This is a genomic window from Methylomonas sp. BW4-1 (genome assembly GCF_052474385.1).
This window is the reverse complement of sequence record NZ_CP184125.1, coordinates 1,620,353-1,644,591: the sequence shown is the minus strand read 5'-3', so window position 1 is coordinate 1,644,591 and position 24,239 is coordinate 1,620,353. Positions and strand designations below refer to the sequence as shown.

Annotated in this window: 25 protein-coding genes; 6 read left to right on the top strand and 19 right to left on the bottom strand. The window is 55.1% G+C overall.

Annotated features, from left to right (window positions below):
• Window positions 1-30: 30 nt before the first annotated feature.
• From ACH5Y9_RS07560 to ACH5Y9_RS07520, 9 genes are all read right to left on the bottom strand, one after another.
• Complete coding sequence (locus ACH5Y9_RS07560; protein ID WP_445369148.1) at window positions 31-1,074, bottom strand: alpha/beta hydrolase; 1,044 nt, start codon at window positions 1,072-1,074, stop codon at window positions 31-33.
• Complete coding sequence (locus ACH5Y9_RS07555) at window positions 1,075-1,641, bottom strand: hypothetical protein (protein WP_171695264.1); 567 nt, start codon at window positions 1,639-1,641, stop codon at window positions 1,075-1,077.
• Between the two features lie 71 nt (window positions 1,642-1,712).
• Complete coding sequence (locus ACH5Y9_RS07550) at window positions 1,713-2,396, bottom strand: SAM-dependent methyltransferase (RefSeq protein WP_445369147.1); 684 nt, start codon at window positions 2,394-2,396, stop codon at window positions 1,713-1,715.
• Between the two features lie 36 nt (window positions 2,397-2,432).
• Entirely contained in the window at window positions 2,433-2,834 is a 402-nt protein-coding gene (locus ACH5Y9_RS07545; RefSeq protein ID WP_445369146.1) for a DUF4260 domain-containing protein, read from the bottom strand.
• Between the two features lie 205 nt (window positions 2,835-3,039).
• Entirely contained in the window at window positions 3,040-3,843 is an 804-nt protein-coding gene (locus tag ACH5Y9_RS07540) for a shikimate dehydrogenase family protein (protein WP_445369145.1), read from the bottom strand.
• 36 nt (window positions 3,844-3,879) lie between these two features.
• On the bottom strand, window positions 3,880-4,440 hold the full coding sequence (locus ACH5Y9_RS07535) for a histidine phosphatase family protein (RefSeq protein ID WP_171695260.1): 561 nt from the start codon (window positions 4,438-4,440) through the stop codon (window positions 3,880-3,882).
• 13 nt (window positions 4,441-4,453) lie between these two features.
• Window positions 4,454-4,948 (bottom strand): GNAT family N-acetyltransferase, encoded by a 495-nt coding sequence (locus tag ACH5Y9_RS07530; RefSeq protein ID WP_445369144.1) that lies wholly within the window; start codon window positions 4,946-4,948, stop codon window positions 4,454-4,456.
• Entirely contained in the window at window positions 4,945-6,054 is a 1,110-nt protein-coding gene (locus ACH5Y9_RS07525) for an NAD(P)H-dependent oxidoreductase (protein WP_445369143.1), read from the bottom strand. Before ACH5Y9_RS07525 ends, ACH5Y9_RS07530 begins: the two co-directional genes overlap by 4 nt.
• Window positions 6,055-6,061: 7 nt before the next feature.
• Window positions 6,062-6,493: a GNAT family N-acetyltransferase gene (locus ACH5Y9_RS07520; protein WP_445369142.1), complete on the bottom strand. Its 432-nt coding sequence runs from the start codon at window positions 6,491-6,493 to the stop codon at window positions 6,062-6,064.
• A gap of 237 nt (window positions 6,494-6,730) precedes the next feature.
• Between ACH5Y9_RS07520 and ACH5Y9_RS07515 the strand changes: the two genes are divergently transcribed.
• Window positions 6,731-7,441 (top strand): autoinducer binding domain-containing protein, encoded by a 711-nt coding sequence (locus tag ACH5Y9_RS07515; RefSeq protein ID WP_101052365.1) that lies wholly within the window; start codon window positions 6,731-6,733, stop codon window positions 7,439-7,441.
• 28 nt (window positions 7,442-7,469) lie between these two features.
• Here ACH5Y9_RS07515 and ACH5Y9_RS07510 read toward each other — a convergent pair whose 3' ends face one another.
• Window positions 7,470-8,018 carry an MAPEG family protein gene (locus ACH5Y9_RS07510; protein WP_445369141.1) on the bottom strand — a complete coding sequence of 183 codons (549 nt, stop codon included), beginning with the start codon at window positions 8,016-8,018 and terminating at the stop codon, window positions 7,470-7,472.
• A gap of 108 nt (window positions 8,019-8,126) precedes the next feature.
• On the opposite strand from ACH5Y9_RS07510, the gene ACH5Y9_RS07505 reads away from it, so the two are divergent.
• Together ACH5Y9_RS07505 and ACH5Y9_RS07500 are read left to right on the top strand one after the other, a co-directional pair.
• Window positions 8,127-8,543, top strand: coding sequence for a winged helix-turn-helix transcriptional regulator (locus ACH5Y9_RS07505; protein ID WP_445369140.1), 417 nt, complete (start codon window positions 8,127-8,129; stop codon window positions 8,541-8,543).
• Between the two features lie 288 nt (window positions 8,544-8,831).
• Window positions 8,832-9,659: a spondin domain-containing protein gene (locus tag ACH5Y9_RS07500; protein ID WP_445369139.1), complete on the top strand. Its 828-nt coding sequence runs from the start codon at window positions 8,832-8,834 to the stop codon at window positions 9,657-9,659.
• A 301-nt stretch (window positions 9,660-9,960) separates the two neighbouring features.
• Here ACH5Y9_RS07500 and ACH5Y9_RS07495 read toward each other — a convergent pair whose 3' ends face one another.
• The 5 genes from ACH5Y9_RS07495 to ACH5Y9_RS07475 form a co-directional block, all read right to left on the bottom strand.
• Window positions 9,961-10,608 carry a methylamine utilization protein gene (locus ACH5Y9_RS07495; RefSeq protein ID WP_445369138.1) on the bottom strand — a complete coding sequence of 216 codons (648 nt, stop codon included), beginning with the start codon at window positions 10,606-10,608 and terminating at the stop codon, window positions 9,961-9,963.
• Window positions 10,578-11,813 (bottom strand): hypothetical protein, encoded by a 1,236-nt coding sequence (locus tag ACH5Y9_RS07490; RefSeq protein ID WP_445369137.1) that lies wholly within the window; start codon window positions 11,811-11,813, stop codon window positions 10,578-10,580. Before ACH5Y9_RS07490 ends, ACH5Y9_RS07495 begins: the two co-directional genes overlap by 31 nt.
• Window positions 11,814-11,896: 83 nt before the next feature.
• A complete protein-coding gene (locus ACH5Y9_RS07485) occupies window positions 11,897-13,654 on the bottom strand; it encodes an ATP-binding protein (protein ID WP_445369136.1) in 1,758 nt (585 codons plus the stop codon).
• Window positions 13,651-14,373 (bottom strand): response regulator transcription factor, encoded by a 723-nt coding sequence (locus ACH5Y9_RS07480; RefSeq protein WP_445369135.1) that lies wholly within the window; start codon window positions 14,371-14,373, stop codon window positions 13,651-13,653. Before ACH5Y9_RS07480 ends, ACH5Y9_RS07485 begins: the two co-directional genes overlap by 4 nt.
• 209 nt (window positions 14,374-14,582) lie before the next feature.
• Complete coding sequence (locus tag ACH5Y9_RS07475; protein WP_445369134.1) at window positions 14,583-14,924, bottom strand: DUF1697 domain-containing protein; 342 nt, start codon at window positions 14,922-14,924, stop codon at window positions 14,583-14,585.
• 258 nt (window positions 14,925-15,182) lie between these two features.
• Here ACH5Y9_RS07475 and ACH5Y9_RS07470 point away from each other — a divergent pair, with 258 nt between their 5' ends.
• Complete coding sequence (locus ACH5Y9_RS07470) at window positions 15,183-15,581, top strand: YybH family protein (RefSeq protein WP_445369133.1); 399 nt, start codon at window positions 15,183-15,185, stop codon at window positions 15,579-15,581.
• 1 nt (window position 15,582) lies between these two features.
• A complete protein-coding gene (locus ACH5Y9_RS07465; protein WP_445369132.1) occupies window positions 15,583-16,068 on the top strand; it encodes an AAA family ATPase in 486 nt (161 codons plus the stop codon).
• Between the two features lie 10 nt (window positions 16,069-16,078).
• On the opposite strand, the gene ACH5Y9_RS07460 is transcribed toward ACH5Y9_RS07465, so the two are convergent.
• From ACH5Y9_RS07460 to ACH5Y9_RS07445, 4 genes are all read right to left on the bottom strand, one after another.
• On the bottom strand, window positions 16,079-16,450 hold the full coding sequence (locus ACH5Y9_RS07460) for a TfoX/Sxy family protein (RefSeq protein ID WP_445369131.1): 372 nt from the start codon (window positions 16,448-16,450) through the stop codon (window positions 16,079-16,081).
• 88 nt (window positions 16,451-16,538) lie between these two features.
• A complete protein-coding gene (locus tag ACH5Y9_RS07455) occupies window positions 16,539-18,314 on the bottom strand; it encodes a serine hydrolase domain-containing protein (protein WP_445369130.1) in 1,776 nt (591 codons plus the stop codon).
• A gap of 290 nt (window positions 18,315-18,604) precedes the next feature.
• The gene (locus ACH5Y9_RS07450) at window positions 18,605-18,961 is read right to left on the bottom strand and encodes an Lrp/AsnC family transcriptional regulator (RefSeq protein WP_445369129.1); all 357 of its coding nucleotides are present in this window, start codon (window positions 18,959-18,961) and stop codon (window positions 18,605-18,607) included.
• A gap of 530 nt (window positions 18,962-19,491) precedes the next feature.
• Window positions 19,492-22,824: an AAA domain-containing protein gene (locus ACH5Y9_RS07445; RefSeq protein ID WP_445369128.1), complete on the bottom strand. Its 3,333-nt coding sequence runs from the start codon at window positions 22,822-22,824 to the stop codon at window positions 19,492-19,494.
• A gap of 756 nt (window positions 22,825-23,580) precedes the next feature.
• On the opposite strand from ACH5Y9_RS07445, the gene ACH5Y9_RS07440 reads away from it, so the two are divergent.
• Entirely contained in the window at window positions 23,581-24,237 is a 657-nt protein-coding gene (locus ACH5Y9_RS07440; RefSeq protein ID WP_415878239.1) for a transglycosylase SLT domain-containing protein, read from the top strand.
• Window positions 24,238-24,239: the final 2 nt, after the last annotated feature.

Below are 24,239 nucleotides of genomic sequence, written 5' to 3'. Positions count from 1 at the left end.
GCTCTTTATTAATGGCATTGATAGCGTGATTTAGCGCATCAGCTTTAAACCCTCATTATTAACCATTTCAATAATCGTCTTCGCCACTTCGTGGGCATGACGGTAATTGGTCATCAGGGATATATGATCGGCTTCTTCAATGGTTCGCAATGAGCTGTTTCTGGATAAATTCAGCCAATTACGCTGTTGTTTCCGATGCCAATTAATGAATTTTGCCGCGGTTTCCGTATCCAGCCCGATAAACCGGCCCGCTACGATTACCGCTACCGGCAGATCGTTTAAGGGCTGCAAGGAGCGAATTTGCTTCAGTGTGTCCGGTAAAAAACGGTATTCCCAAACGACAGTTTTCAGGTAATCGGTCTGGGCAAGGAAGGCATTGGCGGGCGCTTCCGTATCGGCGGGCAGTCCGGCGGCAAGATTGAAAAGCCCCAAACCGAGAACCGCGCGCATTGCCCCGACAGAAGCCAGATAGGGAAATACCTGGACGGTAGGCGGCGTCCAGTCTTCGACCTTCGGCAAATCGACTTCGGCATAGGTTTCCAGCACCGACGGGTTGGTCGCATCGACCAGAACCAATCCCGCCACATCCTGAGGATAATTCGCGGCGAACATGCGCGCATACGCACCGCCGATAGAGTGGCCAACCAAAATGTAGGGCCCGGGAATATTCGCAGCCGTCAATAGGTCGTGAAGTTGCCGGCTGGTGTTAATGGCATCCATGGGGAGCGCGCTTGGCGCGCTCCAACTGTATCCGGCTCTGTCATAAGAACAGACCTTCGCGCTTTTTGCCACTTCCGGCTGTATCCAGGCCCAGGCCAGTGAGGAAGCGCCTGCGCCGCCTTCGAGAATCACAGTCAATGGACCTGCACCCGTGCAATTAATATGAAATAGATGGCCGTCCACGTCGACCATCCGGCCAGGTGGCGGGTATTTTTCCAAGTCGGCCTTTACCGCGAAGTGTTGATAAACGGCCCCGGTCAGTAGCAATACGGTTAACAATACCAGCCCAGCTTTTATGGCCCGATATATCCAGCGCCAAACGGTGCGCAATAGCGTAAGAATATTGGTTGCCATTTAGAGTGCTCCGGCCAGCGATTCCTTGAGTGGCATATCGGCATGGAGTCTGTACCAGTCATTGAATCGCTGACGATAAGATTCAAAAGGCTGATGCAGCTCCCCTCGCGGATCGTTGCTTAGCGCGTAGGCCATGCCTTCGATTAGCCAGTGCTCACCGGTTAGCAGCGCCAGGCTGCCGAATTGGTCGGCCTGCCAATGATGGATGAGCTCATGCGCCACGTAGTGTGGCTGCCAACCTCGCGGCGCGATGGCGATAGCAAAACTGCCCAAGGTGAATCCTGCCTTGTTTGATAGGCCGAATACGGACCGGCATTGCTCCGTGCTGCAAAACACGATCTTCGGCTCGCCGATGGACAAGCCCCATTGAGTAGCAAGATAAATTTTCGAGTCGTTGAGCAATGACTCAGCGGTTGCAAGCTGAGAGACATCATCCACGCATAGGTTTTGTGGGTTGCAATGGACGCCGAATACTTCAGGGATCAGTACCCGAACCGGTTTGAAAAAAGCCCACGCGGAAATCGGCACTAACAGGAAAATCACGGCTACCCATCTACTGTATTTCATCAAGCTTTCTCATGGCAACTAACGCATACGTTTCGGTAAAGCGCGGAGTTTATGAACTGGATCCCTGTTCGTTATTGAGGCTTAATGACCAGCATTTGATTGCCGCCGCGTTGAAATTCGTAATCAACCTTAACGATCTGTACGTCAAATCCTCGGCTGGCAAATTCTTCGCAGACCATGGAAAGATATGGCGACAGAACCCTATCCAGCGCAAGCAGCGGAAATATCCGTACCTCTCGGGCTACCCGCAACATTTCCTGTACTGCCTGAAGATGAAACTCCGCCGACAAGTGTGCACTGTACAAAAACAAAAAATGCGACGACAAGGCCATATCGAATTGTCTGTCTTCAAAAGGCAGTGCAGGTAACTCTCCCGCTAGGTATCGGCCTTGTTGTTTACCCAACTCGAAATCGGCAAGGAAAGTGTCCATGGCCGTCATACGGATTTCTCCTAGCGCCTCTATCGAAGGAATGACATCCCAGATAAAGTCGCGTTGGTTTTCAAGCGTCTGAGCCATGACAGTTTCATAGGTTTCGGCGATGCGGCTTTTGATCTGCTCGACATCAAACATGTAGACAGGGTCTACTGAAACGATATGCCCACCACGTTGGGTCAGTTCAGCGTTGAATCCGGCGGGCCCGTCACCGCACCCCAAAATATACCTGCCCAGATCAGCTTCGGTCAGGCTAAACATGCTGACATATTCAGCGTATGAACGTCCCCAGGGTACGACCTTGTCGAGTGTAAAAGCCATCTTTTGATCCTTACTTGTTTCGGGCCTTAAACCCGCTTATTGCGTTTCCGAATGTTTGGCAGCAAATCGCCCGATGCGGCCAAGGTGGGTAAAACCGAATCCCGCCGGATATTTGAGGCCGTAACCCAGCGCCCGGTCAAAACCGATATGGGCGCACCAGATCAAACCGGCACATTGCAGGGCCGACGACGGAACCGTGAAGCCGATCACCAGACTGGCAACGGCACCTAGGTATGAGTGCGCAGTGTTATAGCTAATAGCGCCAACCTTAGCGCCGGCGAAATAACCGAGTAACGAAATATCGGGCACCAGGAAGTAGAGTGCGAAAGTGCTCCAGTTCAGATCGAGTTTTGCGTAAGCGATGCAGGCGGCAAGTAGCACGCACAATCCCTCCAGTCGCAATAACACCCGAACGGCACCTGTGGTTTCACCTAGCATTTGGACTCCGGCAGTTTCTAAATAGAAACGGATTATTTTGGGTTAATTACAACTCAGGATCAGGCCTTGCAACAACTGTCAGTATTGACAGGGTATGGTTTGAAAGTTGTAATCTGTGGCATACAGCTCGCTTATGATCCGCTATCACTGCAACCGCAGTCTAGGATTTGTTCTATATCGACCAGCGCTCTTGGCCTATTGCCTCTCACTCGGCCCCCATGAACGCCAACATCAGATTCATTTGCGCGGCCAACATCGGAACGCCGGTGTGAATGACCTTCCCTTGAGCGGACGCTTCCTGGAGTAACGGCGTCATTTCCGGTGCGATGACGCATTCGGCGACCAGGTCGCATTGCCGCATCAAAGGCTTGGTTATCGGTAACTCATCATTCGGCTTCATGCCGAGAGAAGTGGCGTTGATGGCAATATCGTAGTGGGCATTCGAACGTAGCTCTGTCGATACGTTCAATTGTGGGTAGGCATGGCGGACTCTCGCTGACAGCGCACTGGCTCTTTCCGGTGTTCGATTTTGTATGCAAAGTGAAGCGCAGCCGTGTTTGGCAAGGGCAAAAGCAATTGCCGATGCAGCGCCTCCGGCTCCGACCAGAAGGATGTGCGTGCCTTTCACGCTGTAGCTGGCGCCGGCTAATCCGGCAACAAAACCTTCGCCGTCCAGCATGGTACCAATCAGGCGGCCGTCACCGTTCCGGCGAATGACATTCACGGCACCAACCAGGCGTGCCTCCGGCGTCAGTTCATCAACCAAGCTGGCGGCAACGACTTTGTGTGGCATGGAAACGACGGCGCCCCCGAAGTTTTTCAAGGCGCGCAGGCCGGTAATAAAGGCGGGAAAGCCTTGCGCCGATACTTGCATGGGGAGCATGACAAAGTCACCCCAGCGCCCCCGTTCACCCAATAATGCGTTTGCCATAGCCGGTGTTCTGGCCTGGCTGACCGGGTCGGCGATGACGCCGAATATTTTGGTGTTGCCGGTAATCGATGCGAGCATATTGTTGAATGTGGCTTAAATTGTTCCCTTTGCGGGTCATGTTGCACGATAGCGATATACCCCATATTCCCAATAGCCGCCGCCCGGCTTCGCGGGACCAACCCAATTTCGGGCTAACAACGCCTGGGCTATGAAGTAATTAACGAAACCATGCCCCACCAACAAGACGCTTTGATGCTCATGCGCCAGGTCTATTAATAACGATGCCGCGACTTGCGCCCGCAGTTTTGCCATGGCGAGCGACTCGCCGTTTCGCGAGAATCCCATCGTCGACAGACAGCGTAACAATAAGCCCCAGGCACCAACCGACATCGTCAACCCACCCTGTTTGAAATGAGGGACAGCAATTTCCCGAAACACCGGGTCACTCAGCAAAATATCAGCAAATCCCAATGCCTTGGCCGATTCCAGAGAACGGATAAAGTCGCTACAAACGGCGACATGGCATGCCGAAGCGCGTTGCTTGGCGTGTTCCGGCGGTTCGTCAGCTATGCCGGATAAATCATAACAGCTGACAATTTCGCCGATGTCCCGCGCTTTGACTTTGCCTTTCAGTTCGAACGCCGGTTTACCGTGCCGGATTAAAGTAATTTCCATCAGCGGATCTAAGCTACGAAACGGTGTTTAGTGCTAAGATTAGCAACTGCATGGTTACAAATGCCACACCTTTATCCTCGATCTTTGACTCCTGCGGCCGAAAGCCCAGCCGTGCATAAAACGGCACAGAGGGCAGCGAGGCATTCACCGTGAAGGTCTCCGACGGGCATGCGGCCAATGATAACTCGATGGCACGTAATGCCAATGCCGTGCCGATACCTTGGTATTGGCAGTCAGGCGCCACAAACAGATGAAAAAGATGCCGGGCATCGCGAACTGCAACCACACCGGCCAGCTTACCGTTTAGCAAACCCACCAGATAAAGGAAATTTGCATTAGCGATGTAGCTAGCAATCGCTTGCGGGCTGATGCTCGAATAAAACAACTCGGCACCGTCGCCAGTAGGGGAAATCGTACAACGGTTGGCAACACTGCCAATCAGTTGGCTAACGCACTCAGCATCGGTCGCTACGGCGGGACGAATGATCAACGGCGAGTTTGTCGTCATGGCTCAGTAACGGCAAGGTCCGGCAAGTTGTGATAAACCTGCTCGACGGTTTGGTGTTCGGTTAATGCTTTAATGACCGCCGGCAAGGGTTCTGAATCGATACCGGGCAAGTCGTGTTCCAAGGGATTCACAATCGGAAACGCCAATTTCTCCAGTGGCGGGCAAAAGTCCGCGTTCACGCCGGGCTTATTGCCGCGCGCATCAATCCGGTACCAACCGTGTTGCGGCAGGTAAACCGCGTTCAAACCGTGCAGGCAATAAGGGGGCTGCTCCCCGTCTAGCGTCAAGCGCTGGTAACACAGACCGGCGGGAATGGCGTTGGCGCGCAGCAGTGCCGCCAGCAAATGGCTTTTGGCGTAACAATAGCCGGTGCCATGGATTAACACCTCGGATGCTTTACAGGTCACGGGGTTCAGCCGGTAATCCCAGCTATGCTTGATTTCGTCGCGCACGAATTCGAAACAGCGTTTGGCGATTACTTCCTCATCGGCGCAACCCTCCGCCAGCTTGGCGGCTTGGTCGACGATGGCCGGATGTTGGCTATCGATATAAAGACTTCTGCTGAGGAAGGGCTTCATTTCCGGCAGCAGCTTTACCGTGCGTTCGGTTTTCGCTAATACGCCGGTCAGTAATGAAACGATTTCCGGCATCGCCAATAGCTCCGCTTCGCCGATGTGTGCGCTTGGCAACGGCAAGGTGATCGATGCGGCTTCGATCAGTGTCGCCGACATGGTGACCAAGGTTTCCCGGAGCGAGGCATCGGCATGATGGGCGCGCGGCGTGGCGTTCAATACCGCCACCGGTTTGTCTGCAAAGCCCTCGAAGGCTACCAACCAATCCAGCGCGTTTTTGATGGTGCCGGTAACGCCGTGGGCATATTCCGGGCTGGCGATCAGCAAGGCATCCGCCGAGGCCACTTCGTTGCGCAATTGCAGTGCGGCGGCCGGCGGCGCGTTTTCCAAATCCGGATTGTATAAAGGCAAGTCGCCAAGCCCAGAAAACAAATAGACTTCGATAGAGGACGGCGCCAAATGCCTCACAGTGCGCAGTACGGCGGAATTGATGGACGCCGCCCGCAAACTACCGGATAAAGCCAGTATTTTCATGGCAAAGCTAAGTGTTGAATGTCAGGGAAAAATGATGGCTGCTCAGTCGAAAGCCCTTGTTAAGATACAAGCGATGGGCGGTAAAGCGCTGATGGCCGGAGTCCAGATGCACGCCCTGGCAGCCGTGCGTTTGCGCATGTTCGATCAGCCAGTCGAGCAAAGCGCCAGCGAAACCTTGCGATGTCTCGCCGCTGAGCGTGGCTAAATCGTCGACGTACAGTATTTTGCCCCATGCCAAAAACTCGGCGAAACGAAAACCCGCCACGCTTTTAACGGCGCCCTGCTGTCTAACAGCCAGAATTTGGTAGGACTGCAGTCGCTGGCGGCGAACCTGGGCTAGAAACTGTTCTTGCTTGAGGTGCGGGCGCAACTCGCTGAACACCGGATAACAGGCTTGAATTTCCGCGTCGGTATCGGCAATGAAAATATCGAAAGTCATGGCTACGGCTTAATAATCAAAAAAAGGGTGGCTGTTGGCTTGGAACATAATACCAGGTGCAGTTTAAACGCCTACCCGCTTTGCCGGATTAGACGCTATTTACAACGGTCTAACAACTGTCAACATTGACAGCTTATACCGCCATTCTGGTTTACCGGTAAGGATTACCGGACATGGGGTTTCCGTGAACTCAGCCTTTAGGATAAGCTGTCGAACAGATTTAACGACAATAAGCCCATGAAAGCCTGGCAAGAAATTCAACTTCAAGCATTGCAGACCAGCGATAGCGAGCATCAGCTTTTTCAAGCCATTGCAGCGTTCGGTGCGGAATTGGGTTTTGAATATTGCACCTACGGACTCCGGTTGGCGCTGCCGCTGAGCAATCCGAAGATCGTGAAAGTAAGCAATTATCCGTCGGCTTGGCAAGCGCAATATCAGGCCAAAAACTATTGTGCGATCGATCCCACTGTCAAACACGCCCTGCGCTCGCCGCAGCCCATTCTGTGGACGGACGGTTTGTTCGCTTCAACGGCGGCGTTTTGGGAAGAAGCCCGCTCGTTCGGCTTGCGTTACGGTTGGGCGCAATCCATGCGGGATGTCCCCGGCGCCACCGGCATGCTGACGTTGGCGCGATCCGATGAGCCGCTGAGCGAAGCCGAGCTGGCGGACAAGGCTTTTAAAATGGCTTGGTTGACCCAAACTGCGCATATCGCCTTGTCGCGCAGATTATTGCCCAAATTGCTGCCGGAAGCGGATACGAAACTATCAAACCGCGAGATTGCGGTACTACGCTGGACGGCGGATGGCAAAACCGCCGGAGAAATTGCCAATATCATGAAAATTACCGAGCGGACTGTTAATTTTCATATCAGCAATGCTGCGGCGAAATTAAATGCCAGCAACAAAACCGCAGCGGCCGTTAAAGCGGCGCTGCTCGGTTTTTTGTAACAACCATCCAACTGGAGTCCATTCAAGCTTATCCCAACCCAACCGCCGTCACAAAGCGAAACCAAAGCGTGCCCAGAACGATGCAGCTTGAAGCCCAAGTCGCGAAGCGATACGGCACCCAATTTACGGCCATATAGATAATCGCATGGCCATACCTGAGTACAACAAAAGCCCAGGCAAGCGCGATTTGAACGTTGTCGGCATTTTTCTCGACAAGCATCAATAGACAAATAACATAAAAAAGCGCGGGTACTTGCATTAGATTATTGAAGGTTCGAGCCGGACGCTCGAATCGATCGTCGGCAGGAATATCCGCCTTGTAATCCGCGAAATACCTGATCGACGCATGCCCTCGAATAACGGCAACATTGCGTGCGACGACCATCATCAGCCATACCAAAGCCGTCAGCATAAAGAGCGCGGCCATTGGAGAAATAAGCCGCTCCGGTGGGAAAGCCCGATGTTCACCGGCTAATAGCCAGAATAGCCAAGCTACGACCGATCCGACAATGATGCAAGGAGCTGTGTAGATCCGCAGCAACGAGATATTGGTGGCAGTAGAATTTATCGTCGACATTTACGATCTCCTGATGAACGTGGTTTGCGGAATAAGCTTGGATTGATATACTTGCAATATGCAACTAATTATCCCATTTCAATTGCAAAACGCAAGTAAATAAGCCAGATGCCCGACTCGAAGCTCAAAAATAGATGCCCAATTGATTATGCCCTCGAAGTGTTCGGAGACCGATGGACGCTGATCGTACTTCGCGATCTGATGCTAAGCGGCAAACGGCATTACCGGGAGTTGATGACTTCAAAAGAAGGAATCGCAACCAATATTCTGGCTTCGCGACTGAAGAAAATGGAAGCGGACGGACTCGTTATCCGTAAACACAAGCCCGAAGACAAACGCCAAGTGTTTTATGAACTAACGGAAAAAGCGCTCGATCTGATACCTGTGTTACTCGAAATTAGCCGCTGGAGCGTCATTTACGACAAGCATACCGCAGCCCCTCCGGAACTCATGCGCCGCTATCAAGAAGAGCCGCTGCAGCTGATAGCAAATTTGCAGGAAGCGGCACGAATTCGGCAAACCTGATCGTTTTGCAACAAAAACGAAAATCCGGAGGGCCATGGATAATCTGAACAGCGTGAAGCACATCGTTCGTGATCGGTGTGGTTCATGAATTCAACGCTCCCAATGCCTTCCATCTAAGACTGGTAATTCTGTTCCGTCTGGCTGTTTTTGACCGAACTGATACCTTCTGGCATTTGACCCAATGACAGCTCACATCTCACGTGCATTTGACCTCCCCGTGAAGATTTCGTGACTTTTCCGATTGCACAATGGCCGCGCCATTTGGCATTCATATTAAGGAGAATCACGATGCAAAAAAACCATGCTTTTACGCTGTCGGCGCTGTTGTTAGCGGCCAGTGCGGCACCTTTAAGTTCGGCAGAGGCCGCGCAGGTCACGCTGAGTTTCAGCAATTTGTCTGCTGCCAACGGGCCGGCCTTGAGTCCGTTTTTCATCGCCTTGCATGACGGTACCTTCGATGCCTTCGACTTAGGCACCACGGCTTCGTCGGCAATCGAAGCAATTGCCGAGATGGGTAGCGGCGCCGGCTTGTCCTCTGCATTCTCGGCCAGCAGCGCGGCAGCGGCCGGCGGCACCAGCGCGACGGTGACGGCGGCGGTTAATGCCTTCGGCCCCGGCATTTTCCTGCCCGGCGCTAAAGGCAGCGTCACCCTGGACCTGGACCCGGTGAAAAACCGTTACCTGAGTTATTTCGCGATGGTAGTGCCGTCCAACGACCGCTTCGTCGGCAACGACTCGCCGACCGAAATCGAATTGTTCGACGCCCAAGGTCATTTCACCGGCGGCACCTTCGTCGAGAACGGCAGCAGCATCTGGGACGCCGGCACCGAACTGGACGGCACCACCGGCGCGGCGTTTCTGGTTGGGTCTAACGCGGCGGATAGCCCGGCGCAAAACGGCACCATCCAGGCTAACCATGACTTCGCGGTTTATGCCGGATTAGGAACGCCGGCCGGTTACAACTTTACCGATCTGCCCGGCGCCAATACGCCACTGCTGCAAATCAGCGCGGTGTCGCAAGTGCCGGTACCGGCGGCGGCTTGGTTGTTCGGCAGCGTGTTGCCGTTGTTCGGCTGTTTGCGGCGGCGGGCGCCTGCGTCGGCTTTGCCGGCTTAAGGCTGGCGGATTGTTGTTCCGTTGCGACAATAAGTTCAGGTTCGGGCTGACGGAGTTGGCGGTGGAATAGCTATTTTTCGGTACGGCTTTTCGCCGCCGACTAGCCCCGGCTTGGAGTATAAATCTTGCTTTGTACTCTATTGAGAATTTCGTTACCCAGAACTTCCCCCTTTGAAAAAGGGGGATAGAGGGGGATTTATTTAAAAATCTCCCCCAGCCCCTCTTTGCCAAAGAGGGGAGTTATTCCCCGGAGATTCGGAGCACAAATCGGGTTTGCACTCCGGCTTGGCGATGCACCGCATCAAAACCCGTCGCCGTAACCCTGATTTTGCAAGCTGGCCGGCGGCTTGCCGGTGGGGAAGCGGGCTTTCAATTCCACTGTCACCGCGAGTTCACCGGCCGGTACGCTGACGATCTGCTCGGGGGCTTGCTCGGCCGCATTCGGATGCCAAAAGCTCAAGCGGTAGCGGCCGTCCGGCAAATCCAACGTCCAGCGGCCCTCTGTGTCGGAAACCGCCAGATAGTCCGCATCGCTGATATAGACATAACCCAGCATCCAATCGTGAATGTTACAACCCAGCGCCACGATGCCGGGCTGGTCGAAGCGCACTGGTTCGCGCGGCACGCCGCTATAGAGTTTGATCTCGAAACGCTTGGCTGCGGAAAACGAATAGACGTGGTGCTTGATCGCGTCGCTGTTCGGGAAATACACCGGCGTGCCGCTGCGCACCGCCAACACGTGCGGGACGAATTCGCGGCTTTTCTGGTCCAGCGCCATCGCCGCCGGTGCCGGCGGCGCTTTGATCCGCCCGGTGGCATCCAAGGCTTGGGCGGCGACCACCAGATCGGCCAACGGCCTGCCGCCGGCTGTGGCCTTACCCGCCAATTCTCCTGCCGGCGCGACCGTGGCCCAAGCCGTTAAAAAAACAGCCGGTAAGCGACTTGCCACAGCGTGTCCTCCTGATAAGCGGCTTCGCCGCGTTCCTGCCGCGCCGGGCGGGCGCTGAAAATGCGGCTGAATTCGACATTCAATTGATGGTGCTGGGCAAAGGTCAGATTGTAATTGACGGTCCAGGCTTGGCCGTGTTCGCCGTTGCGGTCTTGCGGCAGGTAATCGCGTTCGTCGCTGCCGAAACGTTCGTAGCGCACGCTGAAACGGCCGTCGCCCAGCGGCCGGCTCAACAGCCAGCTTGCCGACCAAAAGCCGACGTCGACCGCGCGCAAGTCGCCGAGCAATTCGCCCATGCTGGTTCGCCCGGTCATCGCTTGCGAAATCAGCGTGGTTTCCCAGGGCAATTCGGCTTTGGCGCCCAAACTCCAGAAGCGGGTGTGCCAGCCGTATTGGCCGGCGGACAGCGCGGCCGGATCGGCGTTGTTGTCGTAATACAGTGCGCGCAGCGTGTAACGCTGGGGCCGTTCGGCGGCGATGCCGGCGTAAAAGCCGGGTCGGCCGTCCACTTCGACGAAGCTCTGGCTAGCGTTGGCCTGCTTCGGAAACAGTGCCGGTATGGCTATGCCGTCCGGCAGGCGCAGACGGCCAGTCAAGGTCGATTCGAAGTCGTGCAAACTCCAACCGCGCCAGGCCAGCATCAGGCCGGCGGTATCGTTATTGGCCAAACCGGCGCCGAACACGCCGAATTTATCGCCGGCTTCGGTTTGGTAATCCACCCGCAGCTCGCCGCCGAAAGCGCGCAATTCTTCGCCGACCCAGGCGTTGATCGTCGACGAGCTCAAGGTGTACGGGCTGCTCCAGGCGGTGCCGGTGTTTTCTAAAGAAATCGGCGGAAAGAACATGCCCAGGCGCCCGGCCAAACGCCAACCGGCGGCGCCGACCGGCCGGTAAGCTAGATAGGCTTCGGTCAAGTCCAGCGGCGTCGATTGACGGTCGGCGTATTTGACGGTGGCGTTGACCATCCAATCCCAGTCCAAGCGCACCTGCAACGTCGCGGCGGCTTCGTTAACCCGCCAGCGGTCGCGCTCGTCGCCGGCGCGCAACTTGCCAAGACCGTGCTCCAGCTCGCCCGGCGCGGCGTCGCTGTGTTGGTAGCGCAGGTCCAGCAGGCCGTGCCAGGTTACTGCCGGAAATTGGCCGTCGTCGGCTCGGCAAATCCGCATCATCAAACCGAAAAGCGTCAACAACACAACCGACAGCATTCGGCGGGATGACTTCCCGGTTTTCCGCTGCTGCGGGAATGAGTTTGGCGGTGCCGGGAATCGAGCGGCCAATAACACCATGTTTACGATTGGCCTGTGGTGGCGCGTGAGGAATCAGCCAGCGGCAAGTCGAAACGAAATTCGCTGCCGACGCCGAGAGTGCTCTCCACTTGCAAGCGGCCGCCGTGCAACTGGGCGATCTTGCCGACCACAATCAAGCCGAAACCGCCGCCGTCGGCGCGGGCGCGGCGGGCCAGTGGCGAGTCCCAATCGCACAAGGTCGGTAGATATTCCGGGGCGATGCCGATGCCGGTATCGCGGACGGCCACCGCTATCCGGCCGCGCGCCGGCCAAGCGTCCAGCCGGACTCGGCCGCCTTTCGGCGTGTGGCGCAAGGCGTTGTCGATCAGATTGGTCAGCAGGCGCTCGATCAGGCCGATGTCGGCGCTGACGATAGGCAAATCCGGGCGCAGTTCGGCTTGCAAGCTGACGCCGCGCTGCTCGGCCTGCAGCCGGTATTTTTGGGCGACGTCTTGCAGCAATTCGGCCAGATTGAAGAGCTCCGGATTCAGGCTGGCATCGTCGCATTCCAGTTTGGCCAGTTCGAACAGTTCCTGCGCCAGCCGACTGACTTTTTCGGTCTGGCGCAACGCGGTATCCAGAAAATGCTGTTGTTCGGTGGCCGGCAAGGTCTCGGCCTTGCGCTGCATGGTTTCGAGAAAAGCGCGTAACGCAGCCAACGGCGTGCGTAAATCGTGCGACATCGAAGCCACCAGTTCGCGGCGTTCCTGGTCTTTTTGGCGCAGTTCGCCCAGTTGGCCGGCCAGTTGGGCGGCGCGAACGAAGGTATCGGCCAGTCTGCCCAATTCGTCGTTGCGGCCGGTCAGCGGCGAGGCAGCGAAATCGCCGTTGACCGCTCGTTCGCCGGCACCGGCCAAGGCCCGTAGCGGCCGCGACAGATTGCGGGCGATGACCACGCTGCCAGCCAGCGTCGTCAACAGGCCGAGCAGCAACACCCCGGCCGCCAGTAACAGCATATGGCGGTAGCCGGCGAAGGCATCGGTGAACTTGATTTGCAGCAATGCGGCGACGCCTTGATCGCCGCCGGCCGCCGGCAACGTCAGTATGCGGCCGAGGTAGCGGCCTTGCGCGGTATCGACCGTGGCTGCCAGCGCCCGGTTGGTCGAGCTGTGCAGCAAGGCCAGGGCCGCGTCCGGTGCCGACGCGGCCAGCAGGCGGCCGCCGTCGGCACTGAGTTCGGCCAAACCGATGTGCAGCGGCAATAGCGAGTTTTGCCGAAATCGGGCGATACGCTGCTCGTCGACAGCCTGCGCCACCGCCACCCAGCCCACCGGCAGCGGCGCCGACACCGGCACCAGCGCCCATTCCTGCAAGCGGCCGTCCAACACGCCGAACCAGACCAGTGAGCGGGTGGCGTCGGTGTTTGCCAAGGCTTGCGCATACGGAAACGGCTGGCCTTGCCACTGGCCGGCGCTATCGGCGAGCACCTGAAATTGTGGATCGATAAACAAGCCGCGTTGGGCGTGGATGCGCAGCAGCAGGTTTTCCAAGGCCGAGGCGATGGTGGCCGGGTCGCCGCCGGTGACGGTGCTGCGAAACCCAAAATCGGCGACCAGCAAGCCGGCCTCGCCGGCGACTCGTTCGGCGCGTTCGACCAGCAGTTGCCGGAAGGCTTGCTCGGCGTAGCGCAAGTCCTGGTCGAGTTGGTGCAACAGGTTGTCGCGCACCGCCACGTAAATGCACACCACCGTCAGCGCCTGCACCGCGACGAACAGCGCGGCGAACAATAGCGCGATGCGGCTTTGGAAACTCAGTGTCATGCGTCGGCGCTGTCCGCTTCGGCGAACTTGTAACCAACTCCCCACACCGTCAATATCCGCGCCGGTTTGGCCGGATCGGCTTCGATTTTGGCCCGCAGGCGATTGATGTGGGAGTTAACGGTGTGTTCGTAGCCGTCGTGGTTGTAACCCCAAACCTGATTCAGCAGTTCCAACCGGGTGAACATGCGGCCGGGATGGCGGGCGAAGAAGTGCAGCAAGTCGAATTCGCGGGCGGTCAAGGCCACCGGCTGGCCGTCCAACGCTACCGTACGGCTTTGGGCATCTATCCGTAAACCGTAGGCGACCAGAACGGCATCGGCTTGAACAGCAACGGGTTCGCTCAACGCCGCTACCCGCCGCAACAGCGCGCGTACTCTAGCGACCACCTCGGCCAATGCAAACGGCTTGATGATGTAATCATCGGCGCCCATTTCCAAACCTACCACCCGTTGCACGTCGCTGGATTTGGAACTGACGATGATGATGGGGGTATAAACCGGCCCGGCCCGCACCCGCCGGCAAATTTCCAAGCCGTCCACACCGGGCAGCATGACGTCCAGCAGCAACAAGTCGTAACGATTGCCGGCAATCGCCGTCAGCGCGGCCTCGCCGTCGGCCGCCCAATCCACGCCGTAGCCTTCCTCGCGCAAATTGGCGGCCAGCAGGCCGGCAATGTCGGGATCGTCTTCGACCAGGAGCAGGTGTTTGGTGGGGGGCATCGGCGGCTGGGGTTTGGAAAAATGCCGATTATCAGTCAACCGGGCGTGTAAATCTAATCACGAAATTATCACGGCGGCATCAGTTCTCGACAAATTCGCCGAATTTGCCAACCAAACGTTAAGAAATGGGAACGAGCCCGAGCGGCCGCATGCACTGGGCAAGCACATGACGAATGCGCGGGTAAACCAAATGCCGTCTCGCACTTGGCTTATCGATCCGCGGCGTTTGGGAGTGTCATGCTTCTCGCCAGTTCGACGAGCTTGCAAACCGTTCGCCAATTGCGGCCGATCATCGCCACACCAAGGCGCTTTTCGGCCTGGGCCGCCAGTTTCGAGCGGCCGATTCCTTCCGGTGCATGCAGGTAGAAAACTTGATCGATCAGACTAAACCGTTCGTTGTCTTTCTGGATGGCAGCCAGCGCGGCCAGGTCGGGGTTGGCCGGTGCGGACAGCAAAAAATTCAGGTGCAAGGTATCGGGCTGGGTTTCCGCGTCGGGAAAGGGATAGGCCCGCACGGCTTGTTCCAGTTCCGCTAGTTCCAGCAATACCAACTGCGGCTCGATCCGTTAGCGTTGTTTTATTGCACGCAGATCCGAATTACTAAAAGTGCTCAGCTAGTTTATCGTTTGATCGGCACTATAGCTTCTGTTAGCATCCCGTCATGATTAACGTGCTCCCAACCCTGCTGGCTATTATTACCACCATTTCAACAATGGTGGGTTAGCGCGTTTACTTTCTACTGCAACCCGCCCTGAGGCGGGTTCAATATTGCCTGTCTCTTGGTGACTTAACCTACCAAGGAGATCGATATGGCTTACCATCCACTTAAACAAATTATCGAAGCTGCTGACAAAGCAATCACTGAAGAGGACTTCGATACCTTGATGGCTTTCTACGCAGACGATGCAACGCTCGTCATCAAGCCAGGCTTGATTGCTACAGGCAAGGAACAAATCCATAAGGCGTTCCTCGCGATCACCGAATATTTCAACCATAGTCTTGTGGTCAAACAAGGCGCGATGCATGTCATTCAGAGCGGGAGTACGGCTCTAGTGATCATGGAAACCGTTCTGGAAACAGCGGATGCTGCCGGTGTGACGAGTTGCATGTCACGGCGTGCCACCTATGTATTCCGGGAGGACCCTCCCGGCAAGTGGTTTTGCGTTATTGATAATTCGTATGGCACTGACTTACTTGGAGCCATATAAAATGCCAAAGCTACTGCCAACATTGCATCTGCTCTGCGGAAAAATCGCCTCCGGTAAATCGACATTGGCAAAAAAACTGGCCAAGACACCAGGCACGGTTATTATTAGCGAGGATGTATGGCTTGCACATCTTTATCCAGACAACATCAAGTCTGTTTCAGACTATGTTAGGCATGCTTCGAATTTACGTGGAGTGATCGGGCCGCATGTGACCGATTTACTTCGTATAGGTGTCTCTGTGGTATTGGATTTTCCAGCCAACACCGTGGGAGATAGAAAATGGATGAGGTCTATTATCGACAGAGCCGAATCAAGCCATGTGTTGCATTTTCTTGATGTGCCGGATGACAAATGCTTGACACGTTTACGTGCGAGAAACACGTCTGGCGCTCACGCTTTTGTAGTAGCTGATACCGAATTTGACCTAATCACGAGTTACTTCGTAGCGCCTCAGCAGGAAGAAGGTTTCAACATTATTCGATATTAGGTGTTCTGGATCAGTCTAAATGACGTATCACTGCCGTGTCCGTTTTGCTTTTGCGTTTTTTACGTTGGGCTCTACGCGCGGCATCGTACGAGCGCCGCGCCCAGAGATCGGCCTGCTCGCGGTCTTCCATAAACTCGGCCGGCGCTTGGTAATACGACATTTTCATTATCTTCCCTTCCCGCTGATATTCGAATGGCGCAAGCCCCTGTTCCTCGAAAAACTTGGCATTTTCAGAATCCGCCTTCAGATACAACGTATCGTCCGCCACCAAGGAAAACATCAAGCCATCGTGGTAGACACCATAGCCCCCAACCATCTTACGGATCTGAATGGTGCCGAACAGTTCGAACATGTCGGGCAGATAGGCGATAAACTCACTCATCGGCTTACCGTATTGATCAACGATGGCAAGATTGGGAACATTTGTAAAACCTGTTTTGACTCGTGGCCGCTAATCCTAAAGGCTTTGCTCATTTCTTCCGCAATAAATACCCGGAATAAGCCACAAACTCTTGACCATTAATCGTCTCCAGCCGCACGGTTTCCTGCATGCCGCGTCCCAACCCAAGAATGACGGCGGCGTTTTCCGATACCGGTGCAATCGGGAGGATAAGGTTATTCAGGTCGAATGCGGGAATGGAATACTCCAGCATCAAAAAACCGTCCCGCTCGCGCAGCGCGCATTTTTCCGGAACCATCGCCTCGCCTTCGGCAAGATTCACAATCTCGTAGTCGCCCAAGCGGCTAAGCATGGAGTCGGGAATCGCTACCGGTTGAATTTTTTCTCCCAACACAAAGGTTTGCCCTTGCCAATGGGCCAGCGCGAGGTCATGGACGTCGACATGGCGCACCGACACGCCCACTTCGGCCAGTTGCTTGGGTTGTAGCGGAATCAAACCCAGCAGCTTGTAGCGAATGCCGAATTTGCCATCTTCCCTACCAACCAAATCCAGGCTTTTGCCGTTCAGTTCGGTGACCAGGGTGTCGCCATCGGCTGTTAACTTGATGTAGCCTAGCGCGGTTGAATACTGCCCTGCCCCCAATTGTTGCTCTTGCGCGGTTAAACCGCGGGTTTCGATTTCAGGCGTTTCGATGTCATCCGGCAGAGGCTGGCCGGTTTTTATCGCAACCGCCATTTTTAATGCCTTATCGGTGACTTTGTCGATCAAATCGCCGGTGGGTGGGGAGTTCGCCAACACCACTACACCCAATTTGTGTTCCGGCAACACCGTCAACAGGCTACGGTGAAAAAGCGTTGCTCCGCCGTGTGCGGCCACATCGCCGATACCGGGCTTGCTGGTCAGGAACCAGCCCAAACCGGTTTTGTTGCCCACATCCAGCGCCACGTCCCGGTTTTGCTGGCGCAGCATTTCATGTAGGGTTTCCGGCTTCAATAGTTGCCGGCCATTGGCTTTGCCGTCCGCCAAGACCATGGCGATAAAACGGCTTAAATCCAAAACATTGGCATTTAAGCCGCCGGCCGGCATATCGCGCAGTGCCACTTCGGCCTTTTCCTGATCATTCTTATAGGCTTTGGAAGTCAGTTCTCCCGATATGCCCGGCGAAAATGCCGCATGCGTCATACCCAGTGGTTTTAATAGCTGCCGGTCGGCATAAGTGCTGAAATCCTCGCCGGTCAGCCGTTCCAACATCGTCCCTAATAAGGTGATGCCCAGATTCGAATAGGCCCAGATGCGATTGGGCGGATAGGCGGCGTATTCGTCTTTCAGTGGGTCGACCAGTTGACTGAACGGCGCCGGGTTGTTAGTCCACATGCCATTGCCTCTATCACCCGGCAAACCGGAATGATGGGTCATGATGTTGCGCGGCGTTATCGGTCCGGCATCCGGGAAGCGACTTTTGATCGCAAAATTCGGCAGATAGGTTTGTAGCGGCTGATCAATATCCAGCTTGCCCTGCTCCGCCAGTTGCATGACCAGCGTATCGGTAAAGAGCTTGGAGATGGAGCCGGTTCGATAAACCGTTTCCGGTGTCGCGGCAATCCCGTTGTCTTGATCGGCATAACCAAAACCTTGCGCCCAAACGACCTGCTGATCGTCGACCACGGCAATACTCAAACCTTCCACGTCCTGTTCGGACATTTCCTGTTCAATCAACCATGTTAGATGAGTCTTGAGGTAGCTGTAATCGCCGCGTGCTACGTTATTCGGTTTTAGCGGCGGCGAACCGGCGCAAGCGCTGAGCAAAAGCAATATCGCGCTTAAACAAGTCAAATAGGTTTTCATCTGATCCTTGAAGGGGTGGTCATCAATTAGTCGGCCAGCAAGATTACAAGCCGTGTGTTTGCTGCTTTGAGGCTGTTACCGGAGCTGATTCTAGTGGGTGGATGGTATTAGGCGAGCCGATTGCAGTCAAACGTTTTGACAGAGCTGCCTTGAGCCTACGCGAAGGCAGACTCTTGCATTGGAAGTAGTTGCGCGTTGAATGATAATTGCGGCGTTCATTTTTTGTGTAACGGTTTGAGTCAGTGATTTGCCATGTTTGCAAACTCTGCCCAGCAGTGGATTCGGAATGATCATGGCCCTACCCCCACCGGAAACGCCGTCTTATCCACGACCCGCCGTAACAAGAAGCTGGAATGCACTGCGGTCGCGCCGGGAATGCCGGCAACCGCCGCCTCGAATGTGTTGAAACATTCCGGCGTATGTCGGTCTATCGGAATGTGGCTCAAGGCCATCAGTGTCAGACCCAAGGCTTTGGCATCCAACAAGGCCCGATAGCCGACGATCAGGCCGCCCTCCTCCACCGCTCGCACCCGCCGCAGGCAGGGTGATGCCGACAGGCCTATGCGGTCGGCCAGTTCCTGTTTGCTGATGCGGCCGTCGGCTTGCAGTCTGACCGCGTCGCTCGGCGCAATGTTTAGCGGCGTCAATCGCTTATCGGTCGACTAAAAACAGCCCCCGTCACTACGGTTTTCGGTTAGCGACGGACAATATCAACGACTTTGCTCATCTCTGCAATTTCATTAGCTGTAGCACCAATGGTTTTGCAGAATTTGGCGCCAGAAATTAGGTAAACAAATGATCGGACGTCTTATTCTTCCACACTAATCGGCATAGTTCCGAAGTGCATGGATATCAGCCGCCACGATAATAGGAAAATGCAAGGAAATCTTCTCAATTGGCCAGTCCCACTAGGCAATCGCTTCGAGCTCTGCCACAATCTCCGGCGAGAAACGCTCCTTGATTAGCTTTGCCGGATTGCCACCGACTATGGAATAGGGAGGCACATCGGTAACGACTACGGAACGCGACGAGATAATCGCGCCGTTTCAAATTTTCACATCAGGCATAATGAGGCTGTCATACCCTGTTTCCTTAGATGGTGTCGCCTTTGTCCGGAAGATCACCGGGCTGGGGCGTAACTTTTTCCTATCCATTGCCAAAAATCTGGTCTTTGCGGTTACTCAGAAAGCGACATCTGTTCCTGTTCGCGTGTCGGGATTTTCTGGCCTGGCAGAAGATCCATGACATCACAGAATAGCGAGCGGTTCTTCCAGTCGTTTCTGTCGCCGATCACATAAAAACGTCGCTTGGCCCGCGTCGCAGCTACGTTCAGGAGATTGGGTTCCGAAACAGCCCAGTTGCGGGCTCCTGAACCAGACGTGTTGCCACCTAGCACCATGATGACAACCGGTGCTTCCTTGCCCTGCATGGTGTGAATCGTACCGAACACCATTTTGTTGCCCACTATTCGCTTGAGATTGTTCCGAACGTCTGTGAAGGGTGTGATGACGGATATGTCTTTGGCCTCCACGCCATCCTCACGCAATAGCGTCAGCAGTTCCTGCAAAGCTTTACCTTCGGCTGGCACCCAATTCCCTTGAGACGTGCCACTAGCATGTATCCAGCCAGTCGACAAACTGGCGCGCGTCTCCTTTTCAGAGCTTGGTGCAATCGTTCCGTACACCATGGTACCGTCATAGGCAATGCGATTGGCGAGCCTATGCATTGGTCTGTCGCAGCGGCGGTGTACCGCTAGCGGGAGTCCCACCCAAGTCTTGCTACCGGCCGGGCCAGCCATGCGTCCCCACGGGGTAGCCGCGTCAGCCAGCGTCTGCGCAGATTGTCGGTTGGGAAGCCAATGCGCATCGATGCGGTAGCGCGTGCGCATGTGTTCCAACACGGCATCGGACACGGTAATGATAGGCTTGAGTTGCAGAGGATCACCCACCAGTAATGCTCGCCGAGACCGCCATAACGCCCCCACCGCAGCTTGCGGGGGAGCTTGGCCGGCCTCATCCACCAGCAGCCAGCCAATTTCACCGGCCCCCAACGAGCCGAACGAACGGGCAAACGACGCGAAGGTGCTGCTTAGTACCGGAACGACCATGAACAGCGAAGCCCAGGCCGACCGGATGGCGTCGCGCGAAAGACCTTGGAAGCGAGAGCCAGTCAACAAACCGTTGATAAGGAACAGGTTGGAGCGCATCCGGGATGCCTCCAACTCGAAAAACGTCCGATGGAGCTTGAGCGCTTGGATAAAGATACGTGCGCGTGCTTGTCTCCAGCCTTCAATACGCCAAGGCTCGGCCAGTTCAATGGCGTCGCCGCGACCAATGGTGCCGCTTTGCAGCCAAGCGACCAGATGTTCGGCTTGGCAGGCGCTGGCCAGCCCATTAGCGTCTCGCGTCAGAACTTTGTCTTGGTTCTGCAATTGCTGCAGTGTCCGGCGCGCCTCGGCTGTCTGTTTTTCCAAGGCCTCCCTTGATGTATCGAGTCGCTTGGTAAGGCGTAATATTAGAGCGAATTCCGCGGACGCTAAATCACGTTCGCCCTCCAGCAATTCCTGTGTTGCATTCCATTCGCGCTGAGCCTTCCACAGACTGAATAATTTTGCCCAAAAACCCGGCCTGAGGGCTTGGTGTTGTTTGAGTGCGTCCAGGCACTGCTTGAGAGCCAAGTTGGCTGGGCGGCTTTCATTGGCATCCAGGTGTGCGAGCTGCGCTACCGCGTCGGCTAGTTTCTGTTCGAGGGTGCCAAGCATTTCGGACCCGTCGGCGATCTTCTTTCTGGTCTGGCAGATAGACTGGATCAACTCGCGAATGCGAATAGCATCGGCGCACGCTTTACGCGCCTCTGTCTTGACCGCTTCGTAATCGGCGACCGCTTGCCGCCACAATGCTTGGCGTTGTTCCGAGGAGCGGGCCGAGTTGATCTCGGCATGGGCGCTGAGCCAACCCATGAAACCCTGGGGGCCTTTATCTTTTTTGGATGGAGCATCGTCGTGATCACCGTTGTCACCATCACTCCCCTCCATCGTGGAGGGGGCGGAGGGCTGGGTATTTACGGCGTTCTCTATTTCCTCGTCTGACCCGACATCTGCATCTTCTTCAGCCTCCGAGTCCGCCTTGTCTTTGCCGCCAAAAGGACGCTGACCATAGAAATAGCAATCCACGAAGCTTTTTCGCCGAGCCTTGCTGCCCAGTGCGCCGGAAATCAGTCCCCACGCAGGCTTGCCGCTGGTCAGTTCCCCCAATTCGGCGAAATACTCGGCTTCAGGCAGCCAGCTCTCGTCGATCTTGTCCCGCTGGGGCAATTCGAGCGTGACGTTCTCCACGGCGCCGTTATTGGACGAAGCGACCACGATTTCGAAGCCATATAGCGCCGGGTTGAGCTTGAAGCAGGCCTGCGGCTTACCGCCGTCATTGGCCTCTTCACGCCCGCTGCTCGCGAACCCATCGGAGGCTCGGCGCAACTTGGCAAGCTCATCGGCTCTGCTGGTGACAATGGCGGCAATCAAGTCGCGCAGTAGCGTCGTTTTACCCGTGCCTGGCGGGCCGTTGATGCCCAGCAGTCCCTGGCCGTCAGCGAGGGTGGACAGAATCGTATTGACGGCTAGCTGTTGAGAATGCACCAGGCCAAAATGCCGCTCGGAGGGCCAGCAGCTATTCGCGTAGGCATCCGGCATCAGTCGCTCAATCAGCGGAAGAGATGCGCGGTCGTCGTCAACGTGCAGACGCAGCTGAGGGTCGTACTGGCGGAGGTATTGATCCAGGGGAGCACTTTTCACGTCTTTACTGATGCTGTCAGCGACATCGGCAAGATCGTCGAGCAAGAAACTGTTGAGCGGATCATCTTCCGATTCGGGTTTATTGACCTTGATTGGCTGAGAGCGGAAACGGAACAGATGGCGATCCACATGGCCGAAAAAATCCGCCACCCCAAGGAATTGGAGAATCCAATGGGTCAACTCCCGCAGAGCGTCGCCGGATACATAGCCTGCAAGCAATGCATTCGCCTGATCGCCGGCAGCATTTTGATCGTCCTCGAATCCCCTTGTCCAGTCTTTTTCAGTCAGCACACGCCCCAAGAACCAGGCCTCACTAGAGAGTACGAAACTGTTATCGACCATTTGGCCGGCCATGGTGAACTTAGCGGCAAACAGCGCCGATTCTCGATACTGAGGCTCTCGATAACCTTGATCGGCTCCGAAGGCTTCCTTGAGGTTTTCGGCAACGAGCCGACTGTCATACAGGTGGGCATAGAGCGTGTGGCTCCAGACGCGCTTCTTAGGCAAAGCCTGTCTGCCAACGACACTTTCAGGTGCCCAGGGAGGAACAGGATGCTGGATTGAAGTGTCGTGAATGAACGCACCATATGAGTTGCTGCGTTTCTTTAGCTTGGGCGCCGATTGAGGTTGAAGCAACTCGACTGCATGCCAATACCGGACGATATTCTCTTGTCCCATCAAGATTTCTTTCCCTTCATATTCGTTCCCTTTGGGCAGATGCAAATTCTGTTCAGGACCTTAGGCTGGATAGAGCAACGCGAAGCCCAACAGATGATTTGAAATATCCGAGTTTTTTGCATTTAAATGCGTTATGGATTACAAAATTTACCACTTTCGAAGCTGCGTTTTATTATCATTCAACCTAACCATCTCCCGCATCCTACCCGCCAAAAACCGCCGTTCCTATTCCTGTCTGGTCAATATCGAGGCTTGCTGGGGTTGTCTAGTGCTTAATTGCGTTAATCAATGAAAACTAAAAGCATTTTATAATCATGCAGTTATGATTGGCTTTTATATCGCTTATTTGTGAAATTAAGCACTAGCTTGTTCCGTAGTCACCTAGCCGCCGATATAAATCGGCCCGAACGGTGTCAGACAGATGATACTCGACAAGAAACCTAATCAAGACGGCAAGGATAGACGCGATTCGTAGCGGTAAACCCCGCATTCACCTTGTCGAGCACAATTTGCCGGTCGGCATGCAGGCGATTTTCCCATGTTCTATCATCTGAATTCGTCAGCCAGAGCGGTTTTTCGCGCAGGCCCTGTAGAACGATGGGTTGTCTTTCACCTATTGGACAGTCAGTATGATAGTGGCGCTCCGGGTAACAAGGATTCCTTCCGATCATAAGATCAAGTAAAAAAGCAGGGCAAAACTCAGTGCATCGGCGAAAAACAGCTAAAAGAGAGGTTTTTCGAACATATAGAATTTTTGACAAAATCGTAAACTCGCTTCGAGACCAACACAGTGAACTTGCGATGTCGATTATTCATTCAAAGATTCAAGAATTTAAGTTCCCTGGCATTTCAATCCAAAACCGTGTTAAGCACCTTTGGATTGGCATGATCGGCGGCCTTTACCTCATCAGTCAACCCATGGAATCGATGGCTGCTGATTCCATTCAAGCGAATGGCAACAGCCAACAGTCCCTGGCATTAAACACCAAATTACAAAACACGCAGTGGGGACAAGTTGCCCGTAGACATCGCATTGATCCCTATATTCTGTATGCCGTTGCGCTCATGGAGTCGCGGAAAAACGGTGAACAGAATCGTGTCATGCCCTGGCCCTGGGCCATCAATAACGCTGGCAACTCCTTTATTCCTAACAGTCAGCAGGAGGCAGAAGCTTTACTCAATCAAATGCTGGACCAAGGCAAGCGCAATATCGACGTCGGCATCATGCAAGTGAATCTGCGGTGGCATGGCCACCGCGTTGCGAAACCCGAACAACTCTTGATCCCGAGCATCAATATCGAAATCGGCGCCAGCCTTCTCAACGAGGCCATCCAATCGGCGCCAGACAATCTCGCTCACGGAATCGGCCGATATTACAGTTGGCAAAACGAGCCAGTAGCCATCCAGTACGGACGAAAAGTTATTGCCTTAGCCGATCAAATCCGCGCGATTCTTTAGTC